Source organism: Paraburkholderia fungorum, assembly GCF_046027215.1.
Classification (GTDB): domain Bacteria; phylum Pseudomonadota; class Gammaproteobacteria; order Burkholderiales; family Burkholderiaceae; genus Paraburkholderia; species Paraburkholderia fungorum_D.
Window position 1 is genome coordinate 4,563,458 of the sequence record NZ_JAQQEN010000001.1, and the last position, 18,852, is coordinate 4,582,309.

At 61.3% G+C, this 18,852-nt stretch carries 17 protein-coding genes; 7 read left to right on the top strand and 10 right to left on the bottom strand.

All coding sequences use genetic code 11. The features are described from left to right. Positions 1-158: 158 nt before the first annotated feature. The 3 genes from gshA to ada form a co-directional block, all read right to left on the bottom strand. A complete protein-coding gene (gene gshA, locus PQR27_RS20540; RefSeq protein WP_408525331.1) occupies positions 159-1,775 on the bottom strand; it encodes a glutamate--cysteine ligase in 1,617 nt (538 codons plus the stop codon). A 252-nt stretch (positions 1,776-2,027) separates the two neighbouring features. Further along, complete coding sequence (locus tag PQR27_RS20545) at positions 2,028-2,945, bottom strand: DNA-3-methyladenine glycosylase family protein (RefSeq protein WP_408525332.1); 918 nt, start codon at positions 2,943-2,945, stop codon at positions 2,028-2,030. Further along, the gene (gene ada, locus PQR27_RS20550) at positions 2,942-4,081 is read right to left on the bottom strand and encodes a bifunctional DNA-binding transcriptional regulator/O6-methylguanine-DNA methyltransferase Ada (protein ID WP_408525333.1); all 1,140 of its coding nucleotides are present in this window, start codon (positions 4,079-4,081) and stop codon (positions 2,942-2,944) included. The genes PQR27_RS20545 and ada overlap by 4 nt, the downstream gene beginning before the upstream one ends. 405 nt (positions 4,082-4,486) lie before the next feature. Between ada and PQR27_RS20555 the strand changes: the two genes are divergently transcribed. Next, positions 4,487-4,912: a VOC family protein gene (locus PQR27_RS20555; protein WP_408525334.1), complete on the top strand. Its 426-nt coding sequence runs from the start codon at positions 4,487-4,489 to the stop codon at positions 4,910-4,912. Between the two features lie 125 nt (positions 4,913-5,037). Here the strand turns inward: PQR27_RS20555 and PQR27_RS20560 are convergent, their stop codons facing one another. Next, on the bottom strand, positions 5,038-5,586 hold the full coding sequence (locus tag PQR27_RS20560) for a YaeQ family protein (protein WP_408525335.1): 549 nt from the start codon (positions 5,584-5,586) through the stop codon (positions 5,038-5,040). Between the two features lie 142 nt (positions 5,587-5,728). Next, the gene (locus PQR27_RS20565; RefSeq protein WP_408525336.1) at positions 5,729-6,706 is read right to left on the bottom strand and encodes a LysR family transcriptional regulator; all 978 of its coding nucleotides are present in this window, start codon (positions 6,704-6,706) and stop codon (positions 5,729-5,731) included. Between the two features lie 176 nt (positions 6,707-6,882). On the opposite strand from PQR27_RS20565, the gene PQR27_RS20570 reads away from it, so the two are divergent. The 5 genes from PQR27_RS20570 (at position 6,883) to PQR27_RS20590 (ending at position 13,953) form a co-directional block, all read left to right on the top strand. Beyond that, complete coding sequence (locus tag PQR27_RS20570) at positions 6,883-8,331, top strand: aldehyde dehydrogenase family protein (protein WP_408525337.1); 1,449 nt, start codon at positions 6,883-6,885, stop codon at positions 8,329-8,331. A gap of 138 nt (positions 8,332-8,469) precedes the next feature. Then, positions 8,470-9,474, top strand: coding sequence for an arabinose ABC transporter substrate-binding protein (locus PQR27_RS20575; protein WP_408525339.1), 1,005 nt, complete (start codon positions 8,470-8,472; stop codon positions 9,472-9,474). 70 nt (positions 9,475-9,544) lie between these two features. Continuing rightward, positions 9,545-11,095, top strand: a complete 1,551-nt coding sequence (gene araG / locus PQR27_RS20580) for an L-arabinose ABC transporter ATP-binding protein AraG (RefSeq protein ID WP_408525340.1) — start codon at positions 9,545-9,547, stop codon at positions 11,093-11,095. Positions 11,096-11,152: 57 nt separating this feature from the next. After that, the gene (gene araH / locus PQR27_RS20585) at positions 11,153-12,157 is read left to right on the top strand and encodes an L-arabinose ABC transporter permease AraH (protein ID WP_408525341.1); all 1,005 of its coding nucleotides are present in this window, start codon (positions 11,153-11,155) and stop codon (positions 12,155-12,157) included. 62 nt (positions 12,158-12,219) lie between these two features. Continuing rightward, positions 12,220-13,953, top strand: a complete 1,734-nt coding sequence (locus PQR27_RS20590) for an IlvD/Edd family dehydratase (RefSeq protein WP_408525342.1) — start codon at positions 12,220-12,222, stop codon at positions 13,951-13,953. A 243-nt stretch (positions 13,954-14,196) separates the two neighbouring features. On the opposite strand, the gene sap1 is transcribed toward PQR27_RS20590, so the two are convergent. Then, the gene (sap1, locus tag PQR27_RS20595) at positions 14,197-14,535 is read right to left on the bottom strand and encodes a surface attachment protein Sap1 (protein ID WP_408525343.1); all 339 of its coding nucleotides are present in this window, start codon (positions 14,533-14,535) and stop codon (positions 14,197-14,199) included. A 454-nt stretch (positions 14,536-14,989) separates the two neighbouring features. Next, a complete protein-coding gene (gene speG / locus PQR27_RS20600) occupies positions 14,990-15,532 on the bottom strand; it encodes a spermidine N1-acetyltransferase (RefSeq protein ID WP_408525344.1) in 543 nt (180 codons plus the stop codon). Between the two features lie 28 nt (positions 15,533-15,560). Here speG and PQR27_RS20605 point away from each other — a divergent pair, with 28 nt between their 5' ends. Beyond that, a complete protein-coding gene (locus PQR27_RS20605; protein ID WP_408525345.1) occupies positions 15,561-15,974 on the top strand; it encodes a hypothetical protein in 414 nt (137 codons plus the stop codon). A 163-nt stretch (positions 15,975-16,137) separates the two neighbouring features. Here the strand turns inward: PQR27_RS20605 and PQR27_RS20610 are convergent, their stop codons facing one another. From PQR27_RS20610 to PQR27_RS20620, 3 genes are all read right to left on the bottom strand, one after another. Then, entirely contained in the window at positions 16,138-16,851 is a 714-nt protein-coding gene (locus PQR27_RS20610) for a fimbrial protein (protein ID WP_408525346.1), read from the bottom strand. A 393-nt stretch (positions 16,852-17,244) separates the two neighbouring features. After that, positions 17,245-17,670 (bottom strand): HIT family protein, encoded by a 426-nt coding sequence (locus tag PQR27_RS20615; protein WP_408525347.1) that lies wholly within the window; start codon positions 17,668-17,670, stop codon positions 17,245-17,247. A 71-nt stretch (positions 17,671-17,741) separates the two neighbouring features. Continuing rightward, on the bottom strand, positions 17,742-18,677 hold the full coding sequence (locus PQR27_RS20620; protein ID WP_408525348.1) for a GlxA family transcriptional regulator: 936 nt from the start codon (positions 18,675-18,677) through the stop codon (positions 17,742-17,744). Positions 18,678-18,852: the final 175 nt, after the last annotated feature.

Consider the following 18,852-nt stretch of genomic DNA (forward strand, 5'->3'; position numbering starts at 1 on the left):
AGGCGCGGTGTTTCATGCGCACAGACGAATCGTACGGTCCCACGGAGATTTTGCCGATCGCAAATCAACGCGCGACGGACCCCGCGTAGACGTTACCTGCAAGCAATAAAAAGGCGGCCTCGAGGGCCGCCCTGGGTGCAATCACGTGCGCGGCTCGTTCAGACGCTAAAGCGGTTCAGCGTGTACGCCCGGTATGCCGCGACAAATGCATCGAATGAGCCGACCTCTTCTTTTTCGAGCTTCGCCTGCTCAGCCAGCGATTGCGCCGCGAGGTCAGTGAACGCCTGCGTCTGCGCTGCATCGAGCGGGCGCGCCCGGAAATGCGCAGCGTGCGCTTCGCTCTGCTCAAGGCCGAACGTAAGGAAGCTCTGCTGTTTGTCGCGCATCGTCTGAAGCACGCGCGCCGATGGCGTCAGCGAGGCATCGGCCAGCTTCGCGCGCTGAACCGCGACGGCGCGTGCGTGCGCGTCACCGCCCTGCAACGCGTCGAGCACCGCCGCAGCGGCGTCGATCTTGATGAGCAGTTCTGCTGCCCAATCCGTCATGGCAATCGCTTGCCCGTCGCGCGTCAGTTCGAGGCCGGGTTTGCGGCCCTCCATCGTCACGCGGCCAAAATTCTGATTGGCTTCAGCGCATGCTCGCGACGGCAGTAGTGCGCTGTCGTCGAGCGCGCAGACCAGCAGGTAGGCGTCGAGAAAGCGCGACGTCTCGAGCGAAATACCGGTCGGTTCAAACGGGTCGATGTCCATGCAGCGCACTTCGACGTACTGCACGCCGCGTGCGGCCAGCGCGTGCAACGGGCGCTCGCCGGGATACGTGACACGCTTGGGCCGGATCGTCGAATAGAACTCGTTTTCGATCTGCAGCACGTTCGTGTTGATCTGCACCCACTCGCCGTCGCGCTGCGTGCCGATTGCTTCGTACGCGGGATAGGGCTGGCTCACGGCTTTCGCGAGCGCGTCGAGATAGCCGGGCAGCGTGTCGTAGTCGGCACGCAGCGCGGCCTGTGCCGTAGTGTTCGAATAGCCGAGGTCGCTCATGCGCAAGCTCGTCGCGTACGGGCGGTACAGCGTGTCGGCGTCGAAGGTTTCGAGCGTGTGTTCGCGATCGCGGAGGAATCGACGATCCAGCGCCGGCGACGCACCGAACAGGTACATCAGCAGCCAGTTGGTGCGGCGGAAATTGCGAATCAGCGCGAGGTAGCGTTCCGACTGGAAATCGACTGCGCTCGCGGTGGATTGCTGGTCGGCATGCAGCACCCGCCACACTTCTTCATTCAGCGAATAGTTGTAGTGGATGCCCGCAATGCACTGCATGGTGCGGCCGTAACGGAGCGCCAGACCAATGCGGTAGACGTACTTCAGTTTGCCGATATTCGAGGTGCCGTAGTCCGCGATCGGAATGCCGTCGTCGGTTTCGGGCAGCAGGCCGGGCATCGAGTTGTTCCACAGAATTTCGTCGCCGAGTTCGGCGTACACGAAACGGTGCAACGTATCGAGCTTCTCGAGCGTGATCGCGACGTCCTTTTCAGCTGGCGTGATCAGTTCAAGCAGGGCTTCGGAATAGTCAGTAGTAAGCGACGGATGCGTAAGCGCTGAACCGAGCGCGCGCAAATGCGGCGTCAAGGCGAGCTGGCCGTCGTGCGTTACGCGCAGGCTTTCCTTTTCGATGCCGCGCAGGCCACGCGTCAGCGCATCGCGCTGCGGGCCGGAGGTCAGCACGGACAGGCGGTGCGAGAACGCGTCGGTCGTGCGGGAAGGTGTGGTGTTTGGCATTGATGCGAGTCGGGCGTTGTCGGCCGCCATGTGCCGCTTCGCTGCAATACCTGCAGCACTGCGCGGTTGACAACGTTCGGCGGAATTTTCAGTAGCGGGCACTTTAACATCTCGCCACGACGGCTGCTTGAGGCCGCTCCGGGCGATCCTCGGCCGCCTGTTTGGAGGGCGAATCAAGCGGCTGCGCGCCTTGCTACTCTACGCGTCACGCGTCCGCCGCGCGATCCGCGTTTCACCCCAACCCTGCCGGCTTTAGCCGCCGCGGGCGGCGCCGGCCCGGTCCGCTACTTCGTTCCAGAGGTGCATCGCTGCATACGCCCGCCATGGGCGCCACGCGTCAGTGCGGGTGCGTTGCTGGGTTGGCCGCACCAGCGCGGGATCGCGCGCGCAGATCGACTGCATCAGAACCAGATCCCACGCAGGCCAGGCGTCGGCGTCGCGCCACGCACGCATGGCGACATATTCGACGGTCCATGGGCCGATACCCGGCAGCGCGAGCAACGCGGCACGCAGACTGTCTGCGTCAGCGACGTTGCTGTCGAGCGGCACGTCACCAGAAGCTACCGCGTGCGCGAAGCCCTGCAAGGCCGCTACGCGTTTGCCCGGCATGCCAATCTGCGCGAGATCCACCGCGGCCAACGCGGCGGGCGTAGGAAAGCGCCAGGCAGTGTTCTCATGCGGATGCCCCTCGATGCGCTCGCCGGCACGCTGCACCAGTCGTCCGATGATCGTGGTCGCTGCCTTCACGCTGACCTGCTGCCCGACAATGGCGCGCACCACCAGTTCGAAGCCCGACCAGGCGCCTGGTACGCGCAGTCCCGGCACCGCTTCGACCAACGGCGCGAGCCAGGGGTCGGCAGCGAGTTCCGCGCCGATCTTTTTCGGATCGGCGCGCAGATCGAACATCCTGCCGATTGGCACGGCCAGTGCCTCGGCGTGCCGGCTTGCCGGACCTTCAATGTTCGCGACAATGCAGCGCTTGCGCGGATGCAGACGCACCGTCAGCGTGCCGCTGTCGCCAGCCCAGTCGATCGCGCGGCGATAGGCGCCGTCTTCGACGGCCTCGACGCCGGGCGTCGCGCGTCCGCCGAAAAAACGCAGCAGACGTGGCCAGTCGAATGGCGGTTTGAAGGGCAGTTCGAGGGTTGCGACGTCGTCAAGCGTGCTCACGCGGCGTGGTCCATATCGGTAGTGGTTGCAATGGCCGCTTCGCGGTCTTCGCGCGCATGCTGCGCCTCGTTGTCAAGCAGCGCCGCCTTGCGTGGCAGGCCCCAGCGATAACCCGCCAGCGCCCCGCCCTTTTGCACCACGCGATGGCAGGGAATCGCCAGCGCGACCGGATTCGTCGCGCACGCGCTTGCTACCGCACGCACCGCGCGAGGCGAGCCGACGGCTTCAGCAATGTCGGAATAGCTGCGTGTCTCGCCGTACGGAATGCGCCGTAGCGCGTCCCACACGCGTTGCCGGAACGCGGTCGCCGCGATGTCGAGCGGCAGGTTGAACTCGTGGCGCGTGCCGCGCAAATAAGCATCGATCTGCGCGATGAACGGAGCAAGCCGTGCCGCATCCTCGACCAGTTCGGCATTGGCGAACTCGCCGCTCAGATCGTCGACGAGCAATGCGGGATCGTCGCCGAATGCGATCTTGCAGATGCCTTTGTCGGTCGCGGCGACCTGCACGAAGCCGAGCGACGTGGGCGCGCTGGCGTAACGCACGGTCAGACCCGCGCCCTTGCGGCGAAACGCGGATGGCGCCATGCCCAATTCGGCCGACGCGCTGTCGTACATCCGCGATGGCGAGCCGAAACCGGCATCCAGCGTGGCGCGCGTGACGTCCGCGCCGTTGTGGAGCGCATCGCGTAGCGCGGCGCCGCGCTGCGCGGCCTGGTACTGACGCGGCGACACGCCCACGACGCGCTTGAACAGACGCTGCAGGTGAAACGGGCTAACGTGCACGGCGTCGCTCAATTGCGCGAGCGTGAGGCGCTGCTGCGGATCGGCATCCAGCGCGGCGCAGGCGCGCTTGACGATCTCCAGTTCGCGCGGCAGGCCGCCAGGCTGGCAGCGCTTGCAGTCTCTATAACCTGCGGCGCGTGCGGTTTCCACGTCGGTGAAGAAATCGACGTTTTCGCGGCGTGGCAGGCGTGACGCGCACGACGGACGGCAGAACACGCCGGTCGTTTTGACGGCGTAGAAGAAGTTGCCGTCGGCCTGTGCGTCGCGGTGGGTGACGGCGTCCCAACGCTCGGCGTCGGTTGCCCAGCTGCTGGTGTCGGTAGACGTGATGGTGTGATCGGTGCGGTTCATGATGGTCCCGGAAAGGCGGTATCGATGCTCACCAATGTAGACCGCATACCACCACACTACGCTCCGGTTCTTGCTCTGTCATTGCGGTTCCTCGTCACCTGGAAGGCCCGCCAGGCGCTCGTTTTGCCCCAAAGTGCGACATTTTGGCACGATATCGGGTTTTCCCTTAAAAAGTTATTGCGTCGCACCAACCCCATGTGTATATTAGTACTTGTCTCCTCCATGTCTCCTCCTGATATGGATTCAGCCCGCTCCACATAGAGCGGGCTTTTTTTCGCCTATACACTTCCGATCAGTCCCTTTGTCTCGCGCTGCGGCTTGGCGTTACGGCCGATTCTCGCTGCCCCGTCCTTTCTCCTACACTGGCTATTCATCCGTTTTACGGGCCAGCCGGGGGCGTTCAACATGAAAATTCACATTCGCGAGATCGATCACGTTGTCATCCGGGCGTCGAACGTCGCGGAAATGACGCGCTTTTACTGCGACGTGCTCGGTTGCAGCGTCGAAAAGGAGCAACTCGATCTGGGATTAACGCAGCTGCGCGCCGGGCGCTCGCTGATCGATCTGTTGCAGGTCGGCGCAAAGCTCGACCATGCCGAAAACGGCATCCCTGGCGCCGGCCGGAATATGGATCACGTCTGTTTGCGCATCGATCCGTTCGACGCGGAGGCACTCACGGCGCATCTGAGCGGGCATGGTGCGCGGCTCGGGGAGCACGCGCTGCGCTATGGCGCGGACGGCTATGGGCCGTCGCTGTATCTGTTCGACCCGGAGGGCAATATGGTCGAACTGAAAGGACCGCCTGAAGCGGCGCGTGTGACTTCGCTGTAGCGATCTAATGCTGGCCGTTGTTGACCGCACGCTGGATGTGCAGGAAGCGGTAGCGCACGCGGAACAACTCGCCGGCGACGATCTCAACCGCTGGCCGGCAGACGGGCCAGCCGGCTGCTCACCCGTTATGCCGGCGCCTTCAACACCGTCCACTCGATCTTCACCGCATCGGCCTCGGCGCTGCCGAGCCATGCTTCGCCGTCTTGCACGGTGCATTGCAGGCGCATGGTGCGTTCCGCCAGCGAGCCGAGCTCGGCCGCGATATCTTCACCGAGCGTCCACACCGTCACGTTGCGCATCCGCTCGACCTTGTTTTTCACGCCCTGCCACCAGATGTCCGACGTGCGGCCGCCGTAGGCGATCACCACGACTTCATTCGAACGGCCGCTCGCCTTGGCGATGCGCCGTTCATCCGGCTGACCGACTTCGATCCATGTTTCGATCGCGCCGGTGAGGTCCTTCTGCCACAGGTCGGGTTCGTCGACGTCCGACAAACCTTTGCAAAACTCGAGGCGTTCCTGCGCGAACAGCGCGAACGCGGCGACGCGCACCATCATCCGCTCGTCGGTTTCGGAGGGATGGCGGGCGATCGTCAGCGAATGGTCGGCGTAATAGTGCCGGTCCATGTTGGCGATCTGGAGTTCTGCCTTATAAATCGTCGATTTGAGAGCCATGCCGTTGCTAAACCAGGCGCTCGCTCCACCGGAGCGAACAGAAAAAGAATCGTCGACGGCGCGTTGCCGTTTACCGTGTTTGTTGTACATCGCCCGTTCTCCCGCGCCGATGACCGGCCGCTAATGCCAACGGGAGAAGCATTTATCGCGCCACCGCGGGTTCAAACGGTGTGCCGTAGACCTCCGCAGCGGCTTCCCGCAAGGCTTCGAGTACGACGGAGGCCGCAGGCGAAAGCAGATGCGACTGGCGCGTGATGATACCGAATGTATCCATCCTGCACGGTAAATCGATCGGCAACTGTTTCAGAACGCCATACTGTTGGTACTGACGCGCCACTTCGTCAGGTAAAACCGCCAACATGTCGCTTTGGAGCAGCAAGCTCGAAATCGCCAGAAAATTGTTGGTATTGACCACGTTTTGCGGCGGATTCAGTCCGATCTGCGCAAACATCAGATCAAAACGGTGACGTAAAACGCTGCCCGGCGGGTGCAAAACCCAACTCGCGTTGACGATTCCCCGCAGCGTCAAATCTGTCTCATTTTCGAGAGGATGGCCTGGACGCGCGACCACGCATAGCGGTTCGTCGGCGAGCGGCTCGTAGCGGACTTCCGTCTTGAACTGATTTTGCCGCTCCAGCACCCGGCCGACCATGATGTCCAGTTCGCCTTCGGCGAGTCGCGGGAGCATGACGTCCGAAGTTTCCACCTCCACCCAGATTTGCAGCTGCGGATAGCGTTCCTTCACAGCGGCAATCGCGCGCGACGCCATGGTCGCGGCCGCCGCCGCGATGACGCCGATGCGCACCTGGCCCGCCAGACCGGCGCGCAGCGCCGAGATTTCATCGTGTGCATGGCTGAGGTTGGAGAGCACCATGCGCGCGTGGCGGATCATCACCTCACCGTAGAGCGTGGCGCGCATGCCGTGCGGCGTGCGGTCGAACAGGCTCACCTCCAGCATGTCCTCCAGCTCTTTCAGCAAGCGGGACGCCGCCGGCTGCGTCATGCCGAGCACGTCGGCGGCGCGCCGCACGTTGCCCTCCTCCTCCATGGCCGCGAGCAGCAGCAACTGCCGGGTCTTGAGCCGTGCACGCACGAACCAGTTCGAATAGCCACGCGTCATGGCTTGTCTCCATAAAGCGGCTTAAAGCCGTCTGTCGGCGGGAAGGCTCCATCATGCCATACCGAAATTGATATCGTGATGGCCCAAAAAGGGATTGGAAAGTTATTGGGGCGGCTCATACCATTCGTGGACTTTCTGGGCATCTTCACGTGGGCTTCCGTCACTTCTTCCCTTCGATGAATCGCGATCCGCTCGTCCCACTCGTCTCAAGTCCGTTCCGCCACTACATCAATGGCGGCTGGGAGACGGGCGCGACCACGGGCGTGTCGCTCAACCCGTCGGATCTGGACGAACCGGTCGGCGACTACGTGCGGGCCGATGCCCGGCAGACCGATACCGCCATCGAAGCGGCGAACGCGGCCTTTCGCGAGTGGTCATGGGGCTCGGCGCAGCGCCGGGCGGACGCCCTCGATGCGATCGGCAGCGAAATGCTCGCGCGCCGTGACGAGCTGGGCCGGTTACTGGCGCGTGAAGTCGGCAAGACGTTGCCGGACGCCGTGGCCGAAGCCACGCGCGCCGGTCAGACCTTCAAGTTTTTTGCCGCGGAGGCGCTCCGTACGCTCGCTGAACCCGTGGCCTCGGCGCGCGCCGGCGTCGAGATCGATGTATCGCGTGAACCGCTCGGCGTGGTCGGCATCATCACGCCGTGGAGCGCGCCGCTGGCGATCGCCGCCGCCAGGCTCGGCGCCGCGCTCGCGCACGGCAATTGCGTCGTCTTCAAACCGGCGGAATCCGCGCCGGGCTGCGCGGCGGCGTTGGCCACCCTCTTCAGCCGCGCGGGTTTGCCGGCCGGCGTGTTCAATCTCGTGATGGGGAGCGGGCGTCAGGTCGGCGCGCGCATCGTGTCCCATCCACTGGTGGCGGCAATCAGCTTCAGCGGCTCGGCGGACACCGGTACGCGCATTTTGCAGACCGCCGCCGCCCGGCAAGCGCGCGTGCAACTGGACATGGGCGGCAAGAATCCGTTCGTGGTGCTGGCGGATGCCAATCTCGACGGCGCTGTCGAGGCAGCCCTGAGCGGCGCATACGGCTCGGCCGGACAGCGCAGCACGGCGTCGTCGCGTCTGATTGTGGAGCGTGCCGTGTTCGAACCGTTCGTCGACGCGTTGCAGGTCAAGCTCGCGCGACTCACCGTCGATCACGCACTCAAGCACGGTACCGACATCGGCCCGCTTGCAAATGCCACGCAACTGGAACGCAATCTGGACTACGTGCGCATCGGTCAGCAGGAAGGCGCGCATCTGCTACGAGGCGGCCGTCAGCTGGAACGCGCGACGCGCGGCTATTACTTTGAACCCGCATTGTTTATCGGCGAACCCGAACACCGCATCGCCCGGGAGGACATGTTCGGTCCGCTCGCCGTCGTGCTGATCGCCGACGACTACGACCACGCGCTGCACCTCGCGAACGACACCGCCTACGGCTTATGCGCCGGCATCTGCACGCGCTCGTTGAGCCGCGCCCGGCATTTTCGGCGGCACGTCCATAGCGGTTTGGTCACCATCAACCTGCCAACTACCGCCGTCGAGCATCACGCGCCCACTGGCGGCCGCAAGGCCTCGGCCTACGGCACGACCGATGCGGCCTTCTGGACGGCCCTGAAAACGGCCTACGTGGCAGGTTGATCGATGACGACGCCAACCTGTTCCACCGCCTTTCCGCGACCCGGCTGACACCGGGCGCGCATCGCCCCGCTGCAACTAAACGAAATCAATGCAGCTTTTCAACCTCAGCAACCATGTTGCATGGGACAGGAGACAGATATGACCAGCAAGCTTCGCCGTTTGACGTTATCCGCAGTGGCCGCCGCTGCCCTCGCCGCACCCTTTGCCGCGCAAATCTCCGCGCATGCCGATCAGCAGCTCAAGGTTGGCTTTCTCGTGAAGATGCCGGAGCAGGCGTGGTTCATCAACGAACAGAAAGCCGCGACCGCGCTGGGTCAGAAGGACGGCTTCTCGGTGGTCAACATCGGTACGCCGGACGGTGAAAAAGTGCTGGCCGCAATCGACAACCTCGGCGCGCAAGGCGCCAAAGGCTTCGTGATCTGCGCGCCCGACGTGCGGCTCGGACCGGCGATTCAGGCGCGTGCGAAGCGCTACAACATGAAGTTCGTCACCGTCGACGATCAGCTGGTCGACTCCACCGGCAAACCGCTGCCCAATGTGCCGCACCTCGGCATGTCCGCGTTCAAGATCGGCAACCAGGTGGGCCAGGCAATCGCCGATGAAATGAAGCGCCGCGGCTGGAAGCCGGAAGAAGTCGGCGCGTTGCGCATCACGAACTACGAATTGCCGACCGCCAAACTGCGCACCGATGGCGCGACGCAATCGCTGCTGGCCGGCGGCTTCAAGAAGGAAAACATCTTCGACGCGCCGCAAAAAACCACCGACGACGAAGGCGGCTTCAATGCCTCCTCGCCGGTACTCGCGCAGCATCCGAACATCAAGAAGTGGGTGATTTTCGCGTTGAACGAAGAAACGGTGCTGGGCGGCGTGCGCGCGACCGAGCAATTGCATATTCCGGCAACGGATGTGATCGGCGTGGGCATCAACGGCGCAGGCGAAGCGTTTGCCGAATTCCAGAAGAAGGAACCCACTGGCTTCTACGGCACGATCGCGGTGAGCTCGACCAATCACGGCAAGGACAGCACGGAGAACCTCGTCGAGTGGATCAAGGCTGGCAAGCAACCGCCTGCCGATACGCAAACCACCGGCAAGCTGATGGTGCGCGGCAACTGGCAGGACGTGCGTAAAGAACTCGGTATCTGAGTCTGCGCGGGCGCGGGCCGGTTCCAGGCGAATCGGCCCGCGCCCGAGATCCATCTGCCAGAGGTTTTCGATGACGGTTTTACACATTGACGAAGCGGCGCTTCCGGCGCAAGCGCCCTCGCCCACGTCTGCGGCCACTGAGCCGTACCTGCAACTGGACGGCATCTCCGTACGCTTTCCCGGCGTGCTCGCGCTCGACCAGGTGTCGCTCGAAGTGCGGCGCGGCGAAGTGCATGGCCTGATGGGCGAAAACGGCGCCGGCAAATCGACGCTGCTCAAAGTGCTCTCCGGCGTGAATCAACCGGCGGCAGGCACCTTGTCGCTTAAGGGCGTCGAACAGCAGTTCGTCACGACCAAGGCCGCGATTGCGGCGGGCGTCGCGATCATCTATCAGGAACTGCATCTGGTGCCGGAATTGACGGTGGCGGAAAACCTGATGCTGGGCGCCCTGCCGAATCGTTTCGGTGTGCTGGACGAAAAGGCGCTGGTCGCACGCGCCGTGAAAGAACTCGAGCGGCTCGGCGAGATGATCGATCCGCAGCAGCAGGTGAAGAATCTGTCGATCGGTCAACGGCAGATGATTGAAATCGGCAAGGCGCTCATGCGCGATGCGCGCGTCATTGCCTTCGACGAACCGACCAGTTCGCTCTCCTCACGCGAGACGACGCAGCTATTCCGGATCATTCGCGCGTTGAAGGCCGAAGGCCGCGCGATCATCTACGTCACGCATCGGATGGATGAAGTCTACGAACTGTGCGACCGCGTGACGGTGTTCCGCGACGGCCGCCGTATCGATACATTCGAAGCGGGCGAAGGACTCGACCGCGATCGCCTGATCAGCTGCATGGTGGGTCGCTCGATCGCGGACGTGTATGGCTATCGCTCGCGTGAACTCGGCGACGTGCAACTCGAAGTCAGAGGCCTGATGGGACGCGGCTTGCGCGAACCGGCTTCGTTCACTGCACATCAAGGCGAAATCGTCGGCTTCTTCGGTCTGGTCGGCGCGGGCCGTTCCGAATTGATGAAGCTCATCTACGGCGCCGTCAAACCGGTCGCCGGCGAGATCGCGCTCAAAGGCAAACGCGTGCAATTCGCGACGCCGCGCGATGCGGTGCGAGCGGGCGTGGCGTTGTGTCCGGAAGATCGTAAGCAGGAAGGCATCGTCTCGATCGCCTCTGTTTCCGACAACCTCAACATCAGTTGCCGGCGCCACTTCAGCCGCTTCAACGTGCTCAACCGACGCAAGGAAGCGCAGACCGCGACGGAGTTCATCGGCAAGCTCGCGATCAAGACGCGCAACGGCGAGACGCCGATCGGCACGCTCTCTGGCGGCAATCAGCAGAAGGTGATTCTGTCGCGCTGGCTCGCCGAAGAGATCGATGTGTTCCTGATGGACGAACCTACGCGTGGTATCGACGTCGGCGCGCGCAGCGAGATTTACGGCTTGCTGTACGGCCTTGCCGAAGCGGGCCGCACGGTGATCGTGGTGTCGAGCGATCTGGCCGAAGTGATCGGTGTGGCGGATCGTGTGATCGTGATGAAGGAAGGGCGCATTGTCGGCGATCTGCCGAAGGCCGAGGCCACGCCCGATGCATTGATCAAGCTCGCCCTGCCGCGCTAGGCCGCCGTACGCGTCGAGCGATTGAATTGCTGCGCCATTGAAAACGGAATAAACCTCATGCATACACCCTCCACCGAGTCCTCTGCTCCAACTGTCGCTTCCGCGGGCTTCAGCGCGCGCGCCGCGCGTACGTGGGACCTGATCAACAAGTCCGGCATCGTGATGGTGTTCATCATCCTGTTCGCGGCTTTGTCGTTCACCGTGCCCGACTTCCTGAGCTCGCGCAATATCCAGGGCTTGCTGCTCTCCGTGACCTTGATCGGCTCGATCTCGGTGACGATGATGTTCGTGCTCGCGCTGGGCGAAGTCGATTTGTCGGTGGCGTCGATCGTCGCGTTCGCGGGCGTGGTTGCGTCCACTTTGATCACCGCGACGCATAGCGTGTTGCTCGGCGTCGCCGCGGGCGTGCTCGCAGGTGGCGCGGTCGGTCTCGTGAACGGCGTGCTGGTTGCGCGCTACAAGATCAATTCGCTGATCGTCACGCTCGCGATGATGGAAGTCGTGCGCGGCCTCGCCTTCATCACCTCGAACGGCGATGCGGTGATGATCTCGGAAGAGCGTTTCTTCGACCTCGGCGGCGGCGCCTTCCTCGGAATTTCCTATCCGATCTGGAGCAACATTGTCGGCTTCGTGCTGTTCGGCTTTCTGCTGAAAAAGACGGTGTTCGGCAAGAACGTGCTGGCCGTCGGCGGCAACAGCGAAGCCGCGTTGCTCGCGGGCCTGCCAGTCACGCGCATCAAGATCACGGTATTCGTATTGCAGGGCCTCGTAACTGGTTTTGCCGGCGTGATGCTTGCATCGCGGATGAGTCTGGGCGACCCGAAGACTTCAGTCGGGCTCGAGCTTGGCGTGATTTCCGCGTGCGTACTCGGCGGCGTCTCGCTGACGGGCGGCGTTGCCACGATTTCCGGTGTGCTGGTCGGCGTGCTGATCATGGGCTCCGTGCAGGACGCGATGAGCCTGATGAACGTGCCGACCTTCTACCAATATCTGATTCGCGGCGGGATCCTGCTGCTCGCGGTGCTGTTCGACCAGTTCCGCCGCAGCAAGCGCGTGCACTGACAACCGGTGCGCGCCTCGGGCCAGACGCCCCCCGCTTTACATGCTTGCCAACAGGAGATTTCATGGCTGATTCCAACCAGACTAAAAAGCCGCTGCGCAGCCAGGCGTGGTTTGGCCTCAAGGACCGCGACGGCTTTCTACATCGCTCGTGGATGAAAAACCAGGGCATTCCGCACGACGAATTCGATGGTCGGCCGGTGATCGGCATCTGCAATACGTGGTCGGAACTGACACCGTGCAATGCGCATTTTCGCGAGCTCGCCGAGTACGTGAAAAAAGGCGTGCACGAAGCGGGCGGTCTGCCACTGGAATTCCCGGTGATGTCGCTTGGCGAAACCAATTTGCGGCCGACCGCGATGCTGTTTCGCAATCTCGCTTCGATGGATGTCGAGGAGTCGATTCGTGGCAATCCGATGGACGGCGTGATTCTGCTGGTGGGTTGCGACAAGACCACGCCGGCGCTGCTGATGGGCGCGGCGTCATGCAATCTGCCGGCGCTGGCGGTGTCAGGCGGCCCGATGCTGAATGGCCGGTTCCGCGGCAAGCAAATTGGCTCGGGCACGGGCGTCTGGCAAATGTCGGAGGAAGTGCGCGCCGGTACGATGACGCAGGAAGAATTCACCGAAGCCGAGTCGTGCATGAACCGCTCGCGCGGTCATTGCATGACGATGGGCACGGCTTCGACCATGGCCTCGATGGTGGAGTCGCTCGGCATGGGGTTGCCGCATAACGCGGCGATTCCTGCCGTGGATGCACGTCGCCAGGTGCTGGCGCATCTGGCGGGACGACGCATTGTCGATATGGTCCGCGAGGATCTGACGATGGACAAGATCCTCACGCGCCAGGCGTTTGAAAACGCGATCCGCACGAATGCGGCGATCGGCGGCTCGACCAATGCGGTGGTTCACCTGATCGCACTGGCCAAGCGGATCGGCGTCGAGTTGTCGCTGGAGGATTGGGAGTTAGGCTCGGACGTGCCGTGCCTGGTGAACCTGCAACCGTCAGGCGAATACCTGATGGAAGACTTCTACTACGCGGGCGGGCTGCCGGCGGTGCTGAAGCAACTCGGCGAGCAGGGGCTGCTGCATAAAGAAGCGCTGACCGTGAACGGCAAAACGCTCTGGGACAACGTGCGTAATGCACCGAACCATGACGAGAAGGTCATCACAACGTTCGCTGAGCCGTTCAAGCCGAAGGCGGGCATTGCGGTGCTCAAGGGCAACCTCGCGCCAAACGGGGCGGTGATCAAACCGTCTGCGGCAACACCGTCTTTGCTCAAACACCGCGGCCGTGCCGTGGTGTTCGAGAACATCGAAGAATTGCATGCGAAGATCGACGACGAGTCGCTCGACATCGACGAGCACTGCGTCATGGTCCTCAAGGGCGCGGGGCCGAAGGGCTATCCGGGCTTCGCTGAGGTCGGCAATATGCCGCTGCCGAAAAAGGTGCTGCAAAAAGGCATCACGGACATGGTGCGGATCTCGGATGGCCGCATGAGCGGCACGGCCTACGGCTCGGTGGTGCTGCACGTCTCGCCTGAAGCGGCGGCAGGTGGGCCGCTGGCGTTCGTGCAGACCGGCGACATGATCGAGCTTGATGTCGAAGCGCGCCGTCTGCATCTGGACGTCAGCGACGACGAACTCGCACGCCGTCGCGCCGCCTGGCAGCCGCCTGCGCCGCCCACGCGCGGCTACTACAAACTCTACGTCGAACACGTGCTGCAGGCGGACCAGGGCGCGGATCTCGACTTCCTGGTTGGATCGAGCGGCGCGCCGGTGCCGCGCGATTCGCATTGATCGACGTTTGACGATTTGAGGGTTGTCCTGCGCTTTGCGAGAAGGCGTGATGCCGATGCGGATCGAAAGTCCGCATCGGTCTTTTTCTCCATCCGACGATTTACGCGCCGCCACAAATAAAAAACGGCCGGGCAAAAAGGCCGGGCCGTTTTATTACTCGCAGGTTTGCCGCCCCGGCTTTTTAAAGCCAGAGGATCGACAGCACAACCCGGGCGTCGGTTTATTTCGCCGACGCGCCAGTGGTTATTGCTTGATAAATCGATCGTTTGCCCAGAGGCCTTGCGTATCGCTATTGCCGGCATTCACGAACTCAACATCGTGACCGACCACTCGCACCACGCGGAAACTCGAGTCTTGCGGTGTGGACACACATTGATATCCGGAGAAGAATTCCTGCATCTTTTGCTGTTCACCCGCCTGGGCGTGCTCGTCGGCAGCGTCGAGTTTGTCTTTCGACAAGCAGCCGTACGCATTGGCCTTGAACTGGATGGTTTGCTGCGGCTTGATCACGACGTCTTGCGCCTGAACAGAAGCGGCAGCCAATCCCGCAATGGCGAAAACAAGGGCGATTCGCATTTTCATATTTTCCTCCGGTGCGGGTTGATACTCAGGTTAGCTATGTATTTAACTTTAACGTCGACCCCGCATCTTGCACTTTAGGAGAACGCGCACGAACGACAAGCACATCTTGTGTGCGGTCGCAACAGTGGCGAATTGTCGCACCCGTTGCCGCACCTGTTTGAGCGGTGGGCTGAGGTTCAAATCACCAATATTGAAATGGATAACTAAAAGACGGACAGGGCGCTGCGCTTTAACCAGCAACGCTCTGTGCGGCGTATTCACGTAAACGCGCAGTATCAATTAAGCGAATTAATACAATTAAAGCCAGTATTTGGTGCATTGCACACAAAGTCATTCCGCCGACTAATCAAAAATGGCGAAATAACGGTGTGTTTGCAGAAGATTAATGATGCCAGGTGTTCAAGCAACGGGGCAAGGCAGCGCCATTGAGCGCACCCATGCGTGTCATTCACGCTCATTCGGCGGGTCGATTTGCCGTGAAGAACTCGGACTGGAACAGGCACATGCGCAATGCATTGTGATAGCGGCCGTTGCCGAAAAATTCCTCGATCAGCTCCGCCTCATGCCGGAAGCCGCATTTCTCATAGACGCGAATGGCGGCGGTGTTGGACGTGTCGACGATCAGGTAGAGCTTGCGCAGGTTCAGAACGGAAAACGCGTAGTCGATCGCGAGTTGCGTGGCGGCGGTCGCGTAGCCGCGGCCCTGCGCAAGCGGCGCGATGATGATCTGGAACTCGCCACGGCGGTGGATATGGTCAAGTTCGATCAGTTCCACCACGCCGACGGTTTCGCCCGCATTGTCGATTGCAACGAAGCGCCGCTCGCGCTGATCGCGCACGTGCTGGTCGTACAGTTGCGTCAGCTCGGAAAACGTTTCGTAGGGTTCCTCGAACCAGTAACGCATGATCTTCGCGTTGTTATTTACTTCGTGGACGAACCGCAGGTCGGTTCGTTCGAGCGGGCGCAAAGTAAGAAGGCTGCTGCGTTCGATAGTCATTGGATTCCCCTTGAGAATTATTGGTTGAATGCGCGAGCCGAAGCGCGCGTTTCTGTTAGTCAGGACTCAAAGCGGGGAGTTCTTGCAATGGATGCATCACACGCAGCGCAATTTTGCAAAGCGCGAGGCCCTGCGCGGATCGGGCGGGGCAGGGCGTCGCGTTGTCGCAGGCCGGTTATCGCGAAATTGTGAGCGGCGCGGCACGGTGTGGGCACGCAAGGTGCTCTACAATGAAATCAAGTTCTTGCGATCGGAGGCTACCGTGGTCGAGCAACTAGTTTTGGGCGCCTTTCTGGTCATTCCGCTCGTGATCGTCGCGTTTCTTTTCTCCGACGAATTGTGGCAAGAATACCGGCAACTGCACGACATGCAGTCCAGGCCTGTAAGACCGCACCGCATCGACTGGCGGCATCCGCTGCGCCGCTCGCGGCCTCGTTTCTGACGGAGCCGCACGCGCCTGCTGGTTGAATCTCTCCTGTGCGCTGTACTGCACTCCATGAATCGACCTTCTGCCTTGAAGTGTGGACCGTCGAATTCCCGGAATTTATTAATTCCGGGAATTTCTTCACAGGAAGAATAAAAAATACGGAAAATCTTGTCTCAATTCAATTGTTCAATTGCCCTGTGAACTGGACCAATTTTACGTGCGTTTCGTTTTTTTCAACGTCGTCCTCGGCCCCAGAGAGCAGGAAATATCCGTGTGTAGCGGGGACCGCGCTATTGAACGTTGCGCTCGCGGAGGGCTTATAGTCTTTGCCCACAAAAAATAGTATTTTGAACCCGAAGGTGCCGGGTTTCATGCAGCTCTTTTCTCTGTCATCCCCGACGTCGGCTAGCCATACGTTACTTTTGTCCGGCGGAATATATCCCTGGTTATCGGTACATTCTTTGTTGTACATATTGACGGCATAGTAAATGCCTTTCGTACTGGTATTGAAAAGCAATACCTGCTTATCATTTATGACCGTATATTGAGTAAGCGGATTGCCAACTGGATCAGCTCTCGATTTCAACGCCTGTCCATCTTGTCCGCTGTTGCACGTGGAACTTACACCGGAAGTTGGCGACATTTCGTAGGCCGAGCCGAGTTGTTTGTAGCCATCCGTTGGCGCCTGAACGCCATCAAAGACGATGTTCGAAACGGTGTATTTCAAATCCACGGCATAGCTCTGGTCAAAAAGACATTCGGTCGCCGCATTCGCGGAGGAGCCTGTGGATAGCAATACAGCGGACGCGGTCGCAAGCATTATTCGATTAAAATGCATATCAAAATCTCGAATTAAAAGTAGAAGAAGATATTCACCACTTAAGGATTGCATTTAAATGGCAATTGACTATATACCACGCGATGATGTTTCGAACAGGGATGGCCGTGCGTGCAATTGTCGCAGGAATTGGATGATTTCTGGAGTGGCAAGAAGGTTAAAGGTAAAACTCCTGTCACGTTAATGCCAGACGCATAATGTCGTGCAGCTTTTAATGCCGTTCAGGTGCGAGTGATCTATTTATGCTGATTTTATCGCCTCGATATGCGCCGCACATCCGCAATTACGAAATGCCAATAAAAAAGCCTGCCGTTTCGGGCAGGCCAAAAAGAGATCCACACTCAATGCCCTGTGGGTACAAGGCAGATGCCAGTCTAATCGCGCGGCGCGTGCCGCGAGTTTCAGCGGCCTTTACACATGTTTCGACGCATGACTCCGTGGACGATCCTAGTCCGCGCGCCAATGTGCGCGGATACGTGTGGCGAGAGCCTCCAACGTGGCGGCATCGGCAAGATCACGCGCATGCATGCGCAGCGGCTGTCCTTCCCACCGGGGGATGACATGAAAATGCACATGCGGCACGGTTTGCCCCGCCGCGCTGCCGTTGAACTGTCCGATGAACATGCCGTCTGGGCGTAGGGTTGCGCGCAGGGCGATGGCGAGTTTTTGCGTCATGCGCATGCAGGCAACCGTCGAGGCGTCCGACAATTCGAAAATTTCCGCTGCCTTCTCTTTCGGCACCACCAGCAGGTGGCCGTCGGCCTGGGGCATCAGATCCATGAAGGCGAGCGCGGCATCGGTTTCCGCCACTTTGATGCACGGCAGTTCGCCACGCAGAATCTTCGCGAACGGATTGCTGTCGTCGTAGTTCATCTCGCTTCCTCTCTGGTTGCCGGTTCGAATCAGGCTTTCATCGCTGTCACCGACATTGTCCACCACAACTGTTACAACGCGCGCGCTGCGCGCTTGATTGCCTGCGGCGGCTGCCCGAACGCACGCAGAAAGGCCCGCCGCATCCTTTCGGTATCGACGAAACCGGTGTCCGCAGCGACCGCTTCCATTGAATGACGACCCGCTTCGAGCATCGCGCGCGCGGCTTCCACGCGTAACGCCTCAATGGCTTTGGCCGGCGATTGGCGCGTCTCGTCGCGAAAGGCGCGGCTGAACTGGCGCGGACTGAGGTGCGCGACATTGGCAAGCTGTTCGACGCTCAACGGCTCGCGCAAATGGTTTTTGGCGTAGGAGAGGGCGTCCTGAATGCGGTCGGATTTCGGCTCCAGATCGAGCATGGCCGAAAACTGTGACTGTCCGCCGGCGCGCCGGTGATAAACCACCAGCTTTTTGGCAATGGCGCGCGACGCCTCGACGCCCAGATCGTTTTCGACCAGCGCCAGGCAGAGGTCGATGCACGCGGTCATCCCGGCCGATGTCCACACCGAACCGTCGACGATAAAGATGCGGTCTTCGTCGACACGCGTAGTGGGAAAGCGCTGCCGCAATTCGCGCGCGTGGTGCCAGTGAGTGGTGGCGTGGCGGCCGTCGAGAATGCCCGCTTCAGCCAGCACGAAGGCGCCAGTGCAAATGCTGGTGGTGCGGCGCGAGGCGGCGAGCGCTTGGTTCAGGAACGCCAGCATGCCCGGCGACGACGGCTCGACCGCCATTGCGCCTGTTACCACCACCGTGTCATACGCGGGATCGCCGAACGGCTGCGTGGCGATCTCGACGCCGGCCGAGCTGCGCACCATGCCGCCGTGCTCGGAGATGACTTCCACCGCATATTCCGGCTGCGCGGCATCCAGGTTCGCCAGTTCGAACACGGAGATCGCCACCATATCGAGGATCTGGAAGCCGGGAAAAACCACTACGCCGACGCGTCTCATTGCAGTGTCCTGAAAAGAGGGAAATACGACATTTGAGACAAGAGGCTACGCGCCTAAACTTCCCTCGTCAACATCGCAGTGCCTGCCAAACAGGCACGGCGGTGGAGGTTCCGGATTTTTCCCATTCATCGATCAGGGCCGAGGCGCGATGCGCATAGCCCGCAAGGAGAGTTTC